We start from the raw sequence: 12,744 nt of genomic DNA on the forward strand, positions 1-12,744 counted from the left end.
GGGCCGGGCGCGGGGCCCGCGCGGCGCGGCGCGGCGCGGCGGTCGCCGCGCCCCCCCCCGCGGCGCCCGCGACCCCCGCGGCCGCCGCGGCCGCGGCCGCCCCGATCGCCGCCGCGCCCCATCACCTTGCCGCCGCGGCCGCGGCGCACCTTGGCGCCCTCCGCGATCTCCTCCGCCGTCACGGGATCGAGGCCGTCGATCTCCATGCGCGGGATCGGCGTGCCGGTCAGCTTCTCGATCGCGGCAAGCGACTTCGCATCCTCCGGGCAGGAGAGGGTGAAGGCATGGCCCTCGCGCCCCGCGCGGCCGGTGCGGCCGATGCGATGCACGTAGTCTTCCGCGTGGAAGGGCACGTCGAAGTTGAACACGTGGCTGAGGCCGCCGATGTCGAGGCCACGCGCCGCCACGTCGCTGCACACCAGCAGCTTGATGTCGCCCGCCTTGAAGCGGTTCAGCGTGGCGAAGCGGGCCGACTGGTCCATGTCGCCATGCAGCTCGCCCACGGAGAAGCCGTGCTTCTTGAGCGACTTGTAGAGGATGTTCACGTCGATCTTGCGGTTGCAGAAGATCAGCGCGTTCTGCACCGCCTCCCGCCGCAGCATCCGGCGCAGCGCCTCGCGCTTGTCGTGCTCGCGCACCCAGACCAGGCCGGTGACGATGGTGGTCGCGACCGTCGCCGGGCGGGAGACGCTGATCTCCTTCGGGTTCGACAGGAACTGGTCCGCCAGGCGCCGGATCTCGGGCGCCATGGTCGCCGAGAAGAACAGCGTCTGCCGCAGCTTCGGCAGGAAGGAGACGATCTTCTCGACATCCGGGATGAAGCCCATGTCGAGCATGCGGTCGGCCTCGTCGATGACGAGCACCTTGCAGTCGGCCAGCAGGATGCGGCCGCGGTCGAACAGGTCGAGCAGCCGGCCGGGCGTGGCGATCAGCACGTCCACGCCCTTCTCGAGCACGTCGCGCTGGTCGTTCATGCTCTCGCCGCCGATCAGCAGCGCATGGTTCAGGTTCAGGTGCTTGCCGTATTTGACGAACTGCTCGGCCACCTGCAGCGCCAGCTCGCGCGTCGGCTCCAGGATCAGGCTGCGCGGCATGCGCGCCTTGGCGCGGGAGCCCGCCAGGATGTCGAGCATCGGCAGGGTGAAGCCGGCGGTCTTGCCCGTGCCGGTCTGCGCCACGCCCATCACGTCGCGGCCCATCAGGACGATGGGGATCGCCTGTTCCTGGATCGGCGTGGGGTAGAGGTAGCCCGATTCGGCGACGGCGCGGAGGATCGGCTCGGACAGGCCGAGATCGGCGAAGGTGGTCTTCGCGGCCTCCTCGGCGAGCTTCTCGTCTTCCTCGGTGGGGCCGTCCTCGTCCTCGTCGTCCCCGTCGTCGTCGTCCCCGTCGTCGTCGTCCTCGCGATCGTCATCCTCGCGATCGCCATCCTCGCGATCGTCGCCGTCGCCGTCGCCACGGTCGTCATCGTCGCCGTCGAAGGCCTCGCTGGCCTCCGCCATCGCCGGCGCGGCGTCCTCGGGCGAATCCGGGGCGGCGGCCGCAAAGGCAGGCGCCTGCGGCTCCGATGCCGCGCCGGGGGCGGCGGCGGCCTCGCGGGCTTCGGGGTTGTGCTCGGGTTCGGCCGCGCGCGGGGCGGTCGCGTCGCTCTGATCGTTCAAAGTCGGTTCTCTGTCGGCCTCGGGCCTGTCGCGCCGCCAGCCCGTGTCGGGCCTGCGCCGGCAGGATCGCCCCGCAGGCGCAAACTTCGGCGCAGCGGGGCCTGTGGGAACCGGCGGCATATGCGCCGAAGCGGGCGCAAAATCAAGCTTGGCGCCTTGCGGGCCGGCCATGCGGGGCCGAGGTTCGCGCCATGACCGAGAGAACCACCCTGCTCCTGCTGCCCGGGCTGCTCTGCGATGGGCGGCTCTGGCGCGACCAGGCGGCCGCGCTCGGCGCCGTGCTGCCCTGCCGCATCGCCGACCTCACGCATGACGACAGCATCGGCGGCATGGCCGAGCGCACGCTCGCCGCCGTGCCGGGAGAGGGCCCGCTTGCCGTCTGCGGCCTGTCCATGGGCGGCTATGTCGCCTTCGAGATCTGGCGCCGCGCCCCGCAGCGCGTGGTGCGGCTCGCGCTGTTCGACACCTCCGCCCGGCCCGACACGGAGGAGCAGACGCGGCGCCGGCGCGCGCTGCTCGCGCTGTCGGAAAGCGGGATGTTCCGCGGCGTCACGCCGCGCCTGCTGCCGCAGCTGCTGCACCCGGACCATCTGGCCGGCCCCTTGGCGGCGGAGGTGATGGCGATGGCCGAGCGCATCGGCCGCCCCGCCTTCCACCGGCAGCAGCGCGCCATCATGCATCGGGCGGATTCCCGCCCCGACCTGCCGCGCATCGCCGTGCCGACGCTGGTGGCGGTCGGGGAGGGCGACACGCTCACCCCGCCGCACCTGGCCGAGGAGATGGCCGCCGGCATCCCCGGCGCGCGGCTTGAACGCATCGCAGGCGCGGGGCACCTGCCTTCGATGGAGAAGCCCGAGGCCGTGACGGCGCTGCTGCGGGAGTGGCTCGCGGGCTGATCAGCCGAGGCAGCGCAGGAACAGCACCGAGGGATGGACGATCTCGCCCACCTCGGCGGCGCTGCGCTGCGCGCCGTCGTCGAGGCGCGGCTCCACGCGGTTGCGGCGCAGGAAGTCCAGCGCTTCCGTCCCCTTCACCGCGAAGTTCACGTTCTGCGGAATGTCCCCGGTCTGCTGCGCGATGCGCTGCGCATTCAGCTTGGAGACGATCACCCCCACCACCTGACCGCTCATGTCGAGCAGCGGCCCGCCGGAATTGCCGGGCTGCACCGGCGCGCTGATCTGGTACTGCGTCTGGTTGTCGCGCAGGCCCGCCAGTGCCGAGATCTCGCCCGTGGTCAGCGTCGGCCCGGACGAGAGCAGGCCGGCCAGCGGGAAGCCGTAGGTCACGACATTCTCGCCGCGGCGGATGTTGGGGTTGCGCCGGAAGGTCAGCGGAGGCCCGGCCTCGTTCGGCACCTCCAGCAGCGCCAGGTCGCGCTGCCGGTCGGAGGCAAGCACCCGCGCCGCCATCTCGCCGCCCGAGGAGGTGCGCAGCCGCACGGCACGGCAGCCCTCGATGACATGGTAGTTGGTCAGCGCGCGGCCGGAGGCGACGACGAAGCCGGTGCCGGTGGAGAGCGTCCGCCCGGTGCCGCCGGGCGGCGGGGCCGGCGGCGCGCCCGGCTTGCCCGCCCCGGCCGGCGCCGGCGCGGCGCCGAGCGGCGGCGGCTTGGCGGTGGGCAGCGGCGGGAAGGCGGCGGCCGGCGCCGGCTGGAATTGCGGCGCGTTGGTGGGCGGCGGCTTGCCCGGCACGCCCTGCGCCAGCACCGCGCCGGAGGCGGCGAGGCCGATCAACAGCGCGGGAAGCAGGACGGGGCGTCGCATCGGGCGGGAACCATGCCGGGGGCGGAGCATCAGGGTCAATCGTGGCGGATGTTCGTTACTGTCAGCCTTCCTGCGGCCGCGCCTCTACAGCAGGCCCTCCCGCCGGAAGGACAGGTGCCGCCCGTTGCCGATGATCAGGTGGTCGTGCAGCACGATGCCGAGCGCGGCGGCGGCGGCCTTCACCTCCCCCGTCATCTCCACATCGGCGCGGGAGGGCGTGGGGTCGCCGCTCGGGTGGTTGTGCACCAGGATCAGCGCGGTGGCGCCGAGCTCCAGCGCGCGCTTCACCACCTCCCGCGGATAGACCGGCGTGTGGTTCACCGTGCCCCGCGCCTGCGCCTCGTCGGCGATCATGCGGTTCTTCGTGTCGAGGAAGATCACGCGGAACTGCTCGATCGGCTCGCGCGCCAGCGCGCCGGTGAGGTAGGCGCGCAGCCGGTCCCAGTTGTTCAGCACCGGCTGCTCGCGGGCCTCGGCGCGCAGCATGTGCAGCGCCGCGGCATTGGCCGCCTTGATGGTGGCCGCGGCGCCGGGGCCGACGCGCTCCACCTCCTGCAATTCCTCGGGCCGTGCGGCCAGCACGCGGGCCAGGCTGCCGAAGCGGGCGATCAGCGCCTTGGCGACGGGCTTGGTGTCCTGCCGCGGATAGTTGGCGAAGAGCAGGACTTCCAGGATCTCGTATTCCGCCAGCGCCTCCGCGCCGCGCCCCAGCAGCTTCTCGCGGATGCGTTCGCGATGGCCGAGATGGCCGGGCGCCGCCTCGCTGCCCGGCAGCGGGGCGAGGTCCAGCAGGCCGGGGCCTGCCTCCGCGAAGTGCCTGGGTCTGCGCGCCATGAACCGCCAGCCTGCACGGCGGCGGGGCGATGTTCAACCGTGGCGCGAGGATCATGCCCTGTAGGGCGGGCGGTGCAGGCCGGCGGGGGAGATGGTGAAGATCTCCACGCCGTCTTCGGTCACGCCGACCATGTGCTCGAACTGGGCGGACAGCGAACGGTCGCGCGTCACGGCGGTCCAGCCATCGTCCAGGATCTTCACCTCCGGCCGGCCGGCATTCACCATCGGCTCCACGGTGAAGAACATCCCCGGCTTGAGCTGCGGGCCTTCGCCCGGCCGGCCGAAATGCAGCACGTTCGGCGGCTCGTGGAAGCGGCGGCCGATGCCGTGTCCGCAGAAGTCGCGCACCACGGAGAAGCGGTGCTTCTCCACGAAGGACTGGATGGCGTGGCCGATGTCGCCGAGCGTGGCGCCGGGGCGGATCGCCGCGATGCCGCGCATCATCGCCTCATAGGTCACGTCCATCAGCAGCCGCGCCTTGGTGGAGGGCGTCCCCGCCACGTACATGCGGCTGGTATCGCCGTGCCAGCCATCGAGGATGACGGTCACGTCGATATTGACGATGTCGCCCTCGAGCAGCGCGCGCTCGCCCGGGATGCCGTGGCAGACCACGTGGTTGATCGAGGTGCAGGAGGATTTCGTGTAGCCGCGATAGCCGAGCGTCGCCGGCGTCGCGTGATGCGACACGATGTAGTCGTGCAGGATGCGGTCGAGCTGCTCCGTCGTCACGCCGGGCTTCACATGCGGCGTGATCATGTCGAGCGTCTCGGCGGCCAGTTGCCCGGCGCGGCGCATGCCCGCGAAATCCTCGGGGCGATAGAGGGTGATGCGGCGGGCCTCGCCGCCCTGCTGTTCCATTCTGTCTGGGGAATCCGGGCGCGGTCTCGGTCGGGCCGAAGATGCGCGCCGGACCCCGCCATTGCAAGGCGAGAGGCTGCGGGGCGGCCATGCGCGCGGTCCCGTCGCCGATTGTCTCATTCTTAAGACGCCCTGTGCGAGGAGGCGAGCCTCGCCTCGGAGGTCCCGCTCGCCATGCCGTCCTGCGTTCCGCGTTTCCTCGTCCGCCAGGCCCGCCGTGCCGCGCCGGCCAAGGCGCCGGCGGCCGGGGCGGGTGCGGGCGGGACGGTGGGCGCTGTGCAGGCGGTGCGGCGCGTCTCCCGCCCGTTGCGGGTCTGCCGCGATGCGGGGGCGCTGAGCCTGGCCGCCGCGGGCCCCACCGCCACCCCGGCGGCGGCGCCGCCGCCGGCAGGGCCTGCGCCCGGCGGGGCGGGCCAGCCGGGCGGCGCGGCGACGGATGGCACGCCCGATCCCGGCTTCGCGCTGCTGCCGGGGGAGGTGCTGTTCGGCGCCAACCTGCCTTTCGCGCCGCCCGGCGCCGGCGGGACGGAGGGCGAGATCGGCCCGCCGGTCCGCGTGCCCGGGATCCCGCCGACCTTCCCGGCCGAGGTGCCGGAGCCCGCCACGCTGCTCTGGCTGCCGCTGGCGCTCGCGCTGGTCGTCCTGCTGCGGCGGATGCGGGGGCGGGCGGGTTAGCGACCGCCGGGCCGCTCGCCCGCCTTGCGCTCCACCGTGCCGAGCGCATCGGCCAGGCGATGCGTCGCGCTGCCGGGGCGGGCGGGCTTCTGCTGGCTTTCATGCGGCGCCCAGGCGGTCAGCATCAGCAGCCGCAGGCCGGGCGCGATCCCCTCCGGCCCCTGCGGCAGGGCGGCGGCGGCCATGGGCAGCAGGGCGCGCGGCGGGATGCGGCCGTCCCGCGCCAGCACGGCATTCGTCTCCCCGGCGGCGCGCAGATCGGCGAACAGCCCGAGCGCGCTGCGATACGCGATCGGTACCGCCTCGGCATCCGCGACCGGCAGGGCGAAGCCCGCCCGCTGCAGCAGCCCGGCGGCGTCGCGCAGATCGGGGAAGGGCGAGACGCGGGGCGAGATCCCGCCGCGCAGCCCGGTCTCGGCCTCGGCCAGCGCCTCCCGCAGCGGCTGCAGCGTGCCGAGGCCGGGGAGCGACGCCAGGAAAAGCCCGTCCGGCGCGAGCGCCCGGCGGACCTGCAGCAGCGCGCCCGGCAGGTCGTTCACCCAGTGCAGCGAGACGGAGGCGACGACCAGGTCGAAGCTGCCCGGCGCGAAGGGCAGGAACTCCTCATCGGCCGCGACCGGCAGGCCGCCCGCCCGCGCCGCCATGGCCGGCGCCAGATCGGCGGAGACGACGAAGGGAATGCCCCGCGTCGCCAGCCGCGGCGCCACAACGCCCCGCCCGCCGAGATCGAGCGCGCGCGCGAAGCGCCGGGTCGTGTCGTCCAGCCGGTCGAGCAGGCGGTCGGCGCAATCCTCCAGGATCGGCGCGACCTTCTGGACCGTCGCGGCCGCGCGCTGGCGCCGGCGCCGCACCAGGCGGCGGTCGAAGACCTGCATCGCGTCGGGGCCTGCCATGGCCGGCAGATGCGCCCGCTTCGCCGGCGCGGCAAGCGGGAGTAAGCTTCGCGCGGTTTGGTTGGAGGATCGCCTGAATGAACGCCACCGATGTCACCGCCGCCCGCACCGCCGCGGTCGCCGCCACCATCGACCGCATCCGCGCCATCGAGGCGAAGGAAGGCGTGACACGCGACTCGCTTCAGAAAATCCGCGCGGAGTTGCTGACGCTGGCCGCGCAGGAACACCTGTTTCCCTCCAGCCAGTTCCCGCCGCCGCCGAATGGCGAGAAGGGGTCGAACCGCTACCTGCTGCAGGAAGACCCGGGCAACCGCTTCGCGCTCTACATGAACGCGCTGAACCCCGGGAACTCCACCAAGCCGCATGACCACACCACCTGGGCCGTGGTCGTCGCCGTGGACGGGCAGGAGCTGAACAAGGTCTATGAGCGCACCGATGACGGCTCCGACCCGGAGAAGTGCGAACTCCGCATCCGCGAGGAGATCATGGTGGAGCCCGGCCGCGGCATCTGCCTGATGCCGGAGGACATCCACTCCATCCACACCACCGGCAGCGTCCCCACGCGCCACCTGCACATGTACGGCCTCGCGCTCGAGAAGCTCGACAACCGCAAGGGCTACGACCCGGAGACGGGGGCGGTGGTGCCCTACAACAAGAACTTCATGAAGCCGACCGCGACCGCGAAGGCCTGAACCCATGGCTGCCCCGCGCGTCGCGCCGGCGACGCTCAAGGCCTGGCTTCGGGATGGCGGCGAGCTCGCCATCCTGGATGCGCGGGAGGAAGGCGAGTTCAGCACCGGGCACCTGTTCTGGGCGGTGTCCTGTCCGCTCTCGGTCGCCGAGCTGCGCGCGCCCTCGCTGCTGCCGCGGCGCGACGTGCGCGTGGTCTGCACCGATGCCGGGGAGGGCCATGCGGACCGCCTGGCGACGGTGCTGAACGGCATCGGCTGCCCGAAGGTGCATGTGCTGGAAGGCGGCACGCGCGCCTGGGCCGCCGCCGGCTTCGAGCTGTTCACGGGCGTCAACGTGCCCTCCAAGGCCTTCGGCGAATGGGTGGAGCACCATTACGGCACGCCCTCGGTGGATGCGGCGGAGCTCTCCGCCCTGCAGGCGGCGGGCACCGACCTGCTGGTGGTGGACAGCCGCCCGCTGCCGGAATTCCGCAACATGTCCATTCCCGGCGCGATCAACGTGCCCGGCGCCGAGCTCGCCTATCGCGTGCCCTCCCTGGTGAAGCGGCCGGATACGCTGGTGGTGGTGAACTGCGCGGGGCGCACGCGCTCCATCCTCGGCGCCGAGAGCCTGCGCCAGGCGGAGCTGCCGAACCGCGTGGTGGCGCTGCGCAACGGCACCATGGGCTGGGAGCTCGCCGGCTTCCGCTGCAACCGCGGCAAGGAGGACCGCTACCCCGCCGGCACGCCGCGCGATGCCGAGGCGAGCCTGTCGCGCGCGCGGCGCTTCTCCGCCCGGCACGGCGCGAAGGTGATCGACCGCGACGGGCTGCAGCGGCTGCGCGCCGAGGCCGGGCGCACGACCTACCTCTTCGATGTCCGCGACCCGTCCGAATACGCCGCCGGCCATCCGCCGGGGGCGCGCAGCGCGCCGGGCGGGCAGCTGGTGCAGGCGACCGACCTTTGGGTGGCGGTGCGCCATGCCCGCATCGTGCTGGCCGACGACACCGGCACCCGGGCGCACATGACCGCGGGCTGGCTGCGCCAGCTCGGGGGCTGGGAGGTCTTCGTGCTGGAGGGCGCGATGGAGGGGAAGCTGGAGGTCCCGCCGCCGGCCGCCCTGCCGCCGGCGACGCCGCGGGTGTCGGTGGCGGAGCTCGATGCGCTGCTGCGCGAGGGCCGGGCGAGCGTGGTGGACCTCTCGCGCTCGCTCGCCTTCCGGGCGGGGCACATCCCGGGCGCGGTCTGGGGCATCCGCACGCGGCTGCGCGGGGTGGTGTCGCGGCTGCCGAACGACCGGCAGGTGGTGGTGGTGGCGCCCGACCCCTCGCTCGCGGCGCTCGGCGTGGCGGAGCTGCGCGGGCTGGTCCCGATGCCTGTGGCCGCGCTGGAGGGCGGCACGGTGGCCTGGGCCGCGGCGGGCCTGCCGCTCGATGCCGACCGCAACGACCCGCCGGACGAGGCCTGCGTGGACACCTGGCTCCGCCCCTATGACCGCAACCACGGCGTGGAACAGGCGATGCGCGCCTACCTCTCCTGGGAAGTGGACCTTGTCCGCCAGATCGAGCGCGACGGCGACGCGAAGTTCGGCGCGTGGTGAGGCCTCCGGTCGCCGATCTCTCCCTCCCCCGTTTACGGGGGAGGGTCGGGGTGGGGGCGGCGCCACCCTGCCCCTGATCCAGCCGACACTCCGTCGCCTCCGCGGCGCCGTCCTCGACGCGCTGCTGCCGCCGCATTGCCTGACCTGCGACAGCCCGGTGGAAGCGCAGGGCACGCTCTGCGCCACCTGCTTCCGCGGGCTGCATTTCCTGACGCCGCCCTTCTGCGCCTGCTGCGGCGTGCCCTTCCTGCATGCCGGGCAGGCGGGCCCCGGCGGGCTCTGCCCCGCCTGCCTGGAGCGCCGCCCGGCCTTCGCCGCCGCTCGCGCCGCCTTCCGCTACGACGAGGGGGCGAAGCGGCTGCTGCTGCCCTTCAAGCACGCCGACCGCACCGACCTGGCGGGCGCGATCGCCGCCCAGATGGCCCGCGCCGCGCCGGAGATGCTGGCGCGCGCCGATCTGCTGGCGCCGGTGCCCCTGCATTGGCGCCGCCTGGTCTCCCGCCGCTACAACCAGGCGGCGCTGCTGGCCGGGGCGCTCGCCCGGCACGCCCGGAGACCGTGGCTGCCCGACCTGCTGCGCCGCACCCGCCCGACGCCGAGCCTCGGCGAGCGGGGCGCGGCGGAGCGCGCCGTGCTGGTCGAGGGTGCCTTCGCCGTGCGCCAGGGCGCGCGGGCGGGGATCGCCGGGAAGCGGGTGCTGCTGGTGGACGATGTCATGACCTCGGGCGCCACGGCCGAGGCCTGCGCGGCGGCGCTGCTGGCGGCGGGCGCGGCCGCGGTGGAGGTGCTGGCGGCCGCCCGCGTGCCCGATCCGCGGCTGGAGGCGCCCCGCCCTTGACGCGCGAGGCCGGCGGGGCGACCTCAGCGCGCATGGCCAAAGTCGAAATCTACGTCCAGGATTTCTGCCCCTACTGCGCGCGGGCCGTGTCCCTGTTCCAGAAGAAGGGCGTGCCCTTCGAGGAGATCTATGCCCCGCACGGCTCGGCCGCGCGGAAGCAGGCGATCGAGCGGTCCGGCGGGCGGACCACCGTGCCGCAGATCTTCATCGACGGGCGGCATGTCGGCGGATCGGACGACCTGATGGCGCTGGACCGGCAGGGCGGGCTGGACCCGCTTCTCGCGGGATGATGGCGGGCTGGCACTCGCCAAGCAGGAGTGCCAAGCCATATAGTGTCACGCGGCTGCCACAGGCGGCGGCCAGGGTGCGGGGATGATCCACTACAAGCTGCGCTGCGGCGCCGGGCACGAATTCGAGAGCTGGTTCCAGGACAGCGCCGGCTTCGAGAAGCTGGCGAAGGTCGGGCTGGTCGAATGCGCGGTCTGCGGCAACACGCAGGTGGAGCGAGCGCTGATGGCGCCGGCGGTCGTCTCCAGCCGGAAGAAGGCGAAGCCGCCGCAGGCCGAGGCCGCGCCGCCCGCCCCGGCGCCGCCCGAAGGCGGCCAGCGCGTCGCCGCCGGCCCCATGCCGCCCCAGCTCGTCGCCATGCTCCAGCGCCTGCGCGCGGAGGTGGAGAAGAACTGCGACTATGTCGGCAAGGACTTCGCCGAGGAGGCGCGGAAGATCCACACCGGCGAGGCCGAAGCGCGGGGGATCTACGGCGAGGCGACGGATGCCGAGGCCGAGGCCCTGGCCGACGAGGGCATCGAGGTCGCCCGCCTGCCCTGGGTGCCGCGCGCGGACGGATAGGCCGGCTGCCGCCCGGATCGCGGCGCCGGAGTTCTATCAGCCCGACCGCTGGCTGTCGGCGAGGCCCTTGCCCATCATCAGCCCCATCTCGCCCGGCCGGTCGCGGTACTCGCGCATGGTGCGGTAGGGCACCGCGGTGATCTCGGCGATGGCGTTCAGCTTGCCCGCAACGTCGAGCCCACTGAATTTCTGGCCGCGGTTCCGCTGCTCGTAGAGCGCCGCCACGGCCTGCACCGTCCGCGGCGGGATCAGGCCGAGCACCCGCGCATGCTCCGGCGTGATGTCGGCAGCGATCAGCGTGCGGTGCGGCTGGACATAGTCCTGGGCGCCGGGGCCGCGCGGCGCGGCCGCCACGGGCCGCGTCGCGACCGGCGGCGTCGCGGTCAGGTCGCGCGCGCGGCAATCGAGTTCGGCGCCGTTGTCCTGCTCGATGAAGACGAGGTCGCCCTCGATCTCCAGAACCTTGCCGCTGCGTTTCCCGTCGCGGTGCCAGACCTTCTGGCCGACCGTGAACATGCGCATGCCCTCCCCGGAGGCGCGCGGCCGAATCGCGGCGCCGACGCGGGAGTATGGCATGTCCGGCGCTTCGGCGCCCCGCCTGCCCCGGGTACCGCGCGCGGACGGGTGACGACGCCGCGCCGCTGGCCGTGCTAGGCTGCCGGGCATGACGGTGAACCTCTCGCCGGAAGCGATGGCGCTGATCCGGCGCCTGATCGAGACCCGCGGCTACCGCGACGCCGAGGCGGTGGTCGAGGAGGCTTTGCGTTTCCTCGAAGAGCTCGATCCCGGGCATGAGGCCGAGCTGCGCGGCGCGTTGGACGAGGCACGTGCCAGCGGCTCGGTCGCAGTCGATCCCGACCGCCTCGAGGCGGAGCTCATCGCGGGCCTTCGCCGGGGCGGCTGACCCGTTCGCACACGCTGCGCTTCACGGAACACGCGCTCGCCGACCTGGCCGAGATCCGTGACTTCATGGCGGCGCAGAACCCGGCTGCCGCCGAGGCGGTGATACGCCGCATCTTCGACAGGCTCCGCGTCATTCGCGGGCACCCCGAGGCCGGTGCGCCGCGACCGCGCCTTGGTCGCGCCGTGCGCTGTGCCGTCGCACACCCCTATCTGGCCTTCTACGAGCGCGACGGCGACGCCGTCCTCGTTCTGCGCATCATGCACGGCGCCCGCCGGATCACCGGCCGCAGCCTTCGCACCCCCTGATCAGCCGCGCCGCGCCGCCAGCAGGTAGTTCACCCCGAGGTCCCGGCTCTCCCGCCACCGCCCTGTGAGCGGGTCCATGCTCATCCCTGCCAGGTCGGTCACCGCCAGCCCCGCCTGCCGCAGCCCGGCGCCGAGCTCGCCCGGTGTCACGAACATCCGCCAGTCATGCGTGCCGACCGGCAGCATCCGCAGCACGTATTCCGCGCCGACCTTCGCCATCAGGAAGGACCGCGCCGTTCGGTTCAGGGTGGAAAGAAAAACCTGACCGCCCGGCTTCGCCAGCTGCGCCAGCGCGCCGAGGAAGGCCGCGCGGTCCTCGACATGCTCGATCACCTCCAGCGCCACCACCGCATCGTATTTTTCGTTCGTTGGCGCCAGGGATTCGGGCGTGCCCTCGCGGTAGGCGATCTCCAGGCCGCCGGCTTCGGCATGGGCACGGGCCGCCTCCAGCGCCTCGCCGGCCGCGTCCAGGCCCGTGACCCTCGCTCCCATCCGGCAAAAGGCCTCCGAGGCGAGCCCGGCGCCGCAGCCGACATCCAAGAGGGTCAGGCCCGACAGGTCCCGTCCTGTCCGCCCATGCGCCCGGGCGATGCGGTCGGCGATCCAGCCGGTGCGCAGGGGATTCATCCGATGCAGCGGCCGCATCGGCCCGTCCGGGTCCCACCAGCGATCCGCCAGGGCGCCGAATTTCCGGATTTCCGCCTCGACCGCCGTGCCCGTCATGACTGCTCCCAAAAATACGCGGCCGGCTCTGCCGGCCGAGGCCGCGAATGCGGCCCGCCGCCCGGGCGGCGGGCCAAGTCCGCGAAGCGGGCGCCCAGCGCCAGAGGCCCCAACCAGGACCATCAACGAGCCGCGGAAAGCGGCCGTTGGGGGCACCCCCCGAAGAAGTC

General features: G+C 73.4%; 16 protein-coding genes. 9 read left to right on the forward strand and 7 right to left on the reverse strand.

The window, feature by feature from the left end; all coding sequences use genetic code 11:
• On the reverse strand, nt 1-1,502 hold a 1,502-nt coding region (locus tag AC1MIR_RS27080), incomplete at its 3' end, for a DEAD/DEAH box helicase (protein WP_480031279.1).
• Between the two features lie 350 nt (nt 1,503-1,852).
• On the opposite strand from AC1MIR_RS27080, the gene AC1MIR_RS27085 reads away from it, so the two are divergent.
• Nucleotides 1,853-2,557, forward strand: coding sequence for an alpha/beta fold hydrolase (locus AC1MIR_RS27085; protein ID WP_480031280.1), 705 nt, complete (start codon nt 1,853-1,855; stop codon nt 2,555-2,557).
• On the opposite strand, the gene AC1MIR_RS27090 is transcribed toward AC1MIR_RS27085, so the two are convergent.
• The 3 genes from AC1MIR_RS27090 to map all read right to left on the reverse strand — a co-directional run bounded on the left by AC1MIR_RS27090 (nt 2,558) and on the right by map (nt 5,116).
• Nucleotides 2,558-3,424, reverse strand: coding sequence for a S1C family serine protease (locus tag AC1MIR_RS27090; RefSeq protein ID WP_480031281.1), 867 nt, complete (start codon nt 3,422-3,424; stop codon nt 2,558-2,560).
• 84 nt (nt 3,425-3,508) lie between these two features.
• Nucleotides 3,509-4,258 (reverse strand): RadC family protein, encoded by a 750-nt coding sequence (gene radC / locus AC1MIR_RS27095; RefSeq protein ID WP_480031282.1) that lies wholly within the window; start codon nt 4,256-4,258, stop codon nt 3,509-3,511.
• A 51-nt stretch (nt 4,259-4,309) separates the two neighbouring features.
• A complete protein-coding gene (gene map, locus AC1MIR_RS27100) occupies nt 4,310-5,116 on the reverse strand; it encodes a type I methionyl aminopeptidase (protein ID WP_480031283.1) in 807 nt (268 codons plus the stop codon).
• A gap of 174 nt (nt 5,117-5,290) precedes the next feature.
• On the opposite strand from map, the gene AC1MIR_RS27105 reads away from it, so the two are divergent.
• A complete protein-coding gene (locus AC1MIR_RS27105) occupies nt 5,291-5,791 on the forward strand; it encodes a hypothetical protein (RefSeq protein WP_480031284.1) in 501 nt (166 codons plus the stop codon).
• On the opposite strand, the gene AC1MIR_RS27110 is transcribed toward AC1MIR_RS27105, so the two are convergent.
• Nucleotides 5,788-6,684 carry a methyltransferase domain-containing protein gene (locus tag AC1MIR_RS27110; RefSeq protein ID WP_480031285.1) on the reverse strand — a complete coding sequence of 299 codons (897 nt, stop codon included), beginning with the start codon at nt 6,682-6,684 and terminating at the stop codon, nt 5,788-5,790. The genes AC1MIR_RS27105 and AC1MIR_RS27110 overlap by 4 nt on opposite strands.
• 77 nt (nt 6,685-6,761) lie before the next feature.
• Here AC1MIR_RS27110 and AC1MIR_RS27115 point away from each other — a divergent pair, with 77 nt between their 5' ends.
• The 5 genes from AC1MIR_RS27115 to AC1MIR_RS27135 all read left to right on the forward strand — a co-directional run bounded on the left by AC1MIR_RS27115 (nt 6,762) and on the right by AC1MIR_RS27135 (nt 10,642).
• On the forward strand, nt 6,762-7,376 hold the full coding sequence (locus tag AC1MIR_RS27115; RefSeq protein ID WP_480031286.1) for a cysteine dioxygenase family protein: 615 nt from the start codon (nt 6,762-6,764) through the stop codon (nt 7,374-7,376).
• Between the two features lie 4 nt (nt 7,377-7,380).
• Nucleotides 7,381-8,955, forward strand: a complete 1,575-nt coding sequence (locus AC1MIR_RS27120; RefSeq protein WP_480031287.1) for a rhodanese-like domain-containing protein — start codon at nt 7,381-7,383, stop codon at nt 8,953-8,955.
• Complete coding sequence (locus tag AC1MIR_RS27125) at nt 8,906-9,793, forward strand: ComF family protein (protein ID WP_480031288.1); 888 nt, start codon at nt 8,906-8,908, stop codon at nt 9,791-9,793. The genes AC1MIR_RS27120 and AC1MIR_RS27125 overlap by 50 nt, the downstream gene beginning before the upstream one ends.
• 32 nt (nt 9,794-9,825) lie before the next feature.
• A complete protein-coding gene (grxC, locus tag AC1MIR_RS27130; RefSeq protein ID WP_480031289.1) occupies nt 9,826-10,083 on the forward strand; it encodes a glutaredoxin 3 in 258 nt (85 codons plus the stop codon).
• A gap of 82 nt (nt 10,084-10,165) precedes the next feature.
• Nucleotides 10,166-10,642: a DUF1178 family protein gene (locus AC1MIR_RS27135; RefSeq protein ID WP_480031290.1), complete on the forward strand. Its 477-nt coding sequence runs from the start codon at nt 10,166-10,168 to the stop codon at nt 10,640-10,642.
• Nucleotides 10,643-10,678: 36 nt separating this feature from the next.
• On the opposite strand, the gene AC1MIR_RS27140 is transcribed toward AC1MIR_RS27135, so the two are convergent.
• On the reverse strand, nt 10,679-11,158 hold the full coding sequence (locus tag AC1MIR_RS27140; RefSeq protein WP_480031291.1) for a hypothetical protein: 480 nt from the start codon (nt 11,156-11,158) through the stop codon (nt 10,679-10,681).
• Between the two features lie 148 nt (nt 11,159-11,306).
• Between AC1MIR_RS27140 and AC1MIR_RS27145 the strand changes: the two genes are divergently transcribed.
• Nucleotides 11,307-11,546 carry a ribbon-helix-helix domain-containing protein gene (locus AC1MIR_RS27145; protein WP_480031292.1) on the forward strand — a complete coding sequence of 80 codons (240 nt, stop codon included), beginning with the start codon at nt 11,307-11,309 and terminating at the stop codon, nt 11,544-11,546.
• Between the two features lie 14 nt (nt 11,547-11,560).
• The gene (locus AC1MIR_RS27150) at nt 11,561-11,851 is read left to right on the forward strand and encodes a type II toxin-antitoxin system RelE/ParE family toxin (RefSeq protein WP_480031305.1); all 291 of its coding nucleotides are present in this window, start codon (nt 11,561-11,563) and stop codon (nt 11,849-11,851) included.
• On the opposite strand, the gene ubiG is transcribed toward AC1MIR_RS27150, so the two are convergent.
• On the reverse strand, nt 11,852-12,574 hold the full coding sequence (gene ubiG / locus AC1MIR_RS27155; protein WP_480031293.1) for a bifunctional 2-polyprenyl-6-hydroxyphenol methylase/3-demethylubiquinol 3-O-methyltransferase UbiG: 723 nt from the start codon (nt 12,572-12,574) through the stop codon (nt 11,852-11,854).
• Nucleotides 12,575-12,744 lie beyond the last annotated feature (170 nt).

The sequence above is a fragment of the Falsiroseomonas sp. RANM36 genome, from assembly GCF_056682175.1.

Excerpts from the sequence above, each read along its gene's own strand:
- AC1MIR_RS27085 (WP_480031280.1), top strand. The coding sequence starts at position 1,853 with ATGACCGAGAGAACCACCCTGCTCCTGCTGCCCGGGCTGCTCTGCGAT.
- AC1MIR_RS27090 (WP_480031281.1), bottom strand. The coding sequence starts at position 3,424 with ATGCGACGCCCCGTCCTGCTTCCCGCGCTGTTGATCGGCCTCGCCGCC.
- radC (WP_480031282.1), bottom strand. The coding sequence starts at position 4,258 with ATGGCGCGCAGACCCAGGCACTTCGCGGAGGCAGGCCCCGGCCTGCTG.
- map (WP_480031283.1), bottom strand. The coding sequence starts at position 5,116 with ATGGAACAGCAGGGCGGCGAGGCCCGCCGCATCACCCTCTATCGCCCC.
- AC1MIR_RS27105 (WP_480031284.1), top strand. The coding sequence starts at position 5,291 with ATGCCGTCCTGCGTTCCGCGTTTCCTCGTCCGCCAGGCCCGCCGTGCC.
- AC1MIR_RS27110 (WP_480031285.1), bottom strand. The coding sequence starts at position 6,684 with ATGGCAGGCCCCGACGCGATGCAGGTCTTCGACCGCCGCCTGGTGCGG.
- AC1MIR_RS27115 (WP_480031286.1), top strand. The coding sequence starts at position 6,762 with ATGAACGCCACCGATGTCACCGCCGCCCGCACCGCCGCGGTCGCCGCC.
- AC1MIR_RS27120 (WP_480031287.1), top strand. The coding sequence starts at position 7,381 with ATGGCTGCCCCGCGCGTCGCGCCGGCGACGCTCAAGGCCTGGCTTCGG.
- grxC (WP_480031289.1), top strand. The coding sequence starts at position 9,826 with ATGGCCAAAGTCGAAATCTACGTCCAGGATTTCTGCCCCTACTGCGCG.
- AC1MIR_RS27135 (WP_480031290.1), top strand. The coding sequence starts at position 10,166 with ATGATCCACTACAAGCTGCGCTGCGGCGCCGGGCACGAATTCGAGAGC.
- AC1MIR_RS27140 (WP_480031291.1), bottom strand. The coding sequence starts at position 11,158 with ATGTTCACGGTCGGCCAGAAGGTCTGGCACCGCGACGGGAAACGCAGC.
- AC1MIR_RS27145 (WP_480031292.1), top strand. The coding sequence starts at position 11,307 with ATGACGGTGAACCTCTCGCCGGAAGCGATGGCGCTGATCCGGCGCCTG.
- ubiG (WP_480031293.1), bottom strand. The coding sequence starts at position 12,574 with ATGACGGGCACGGCGGTCGAGGCGGAAATCCGGAAATTCGGCGCCCTG.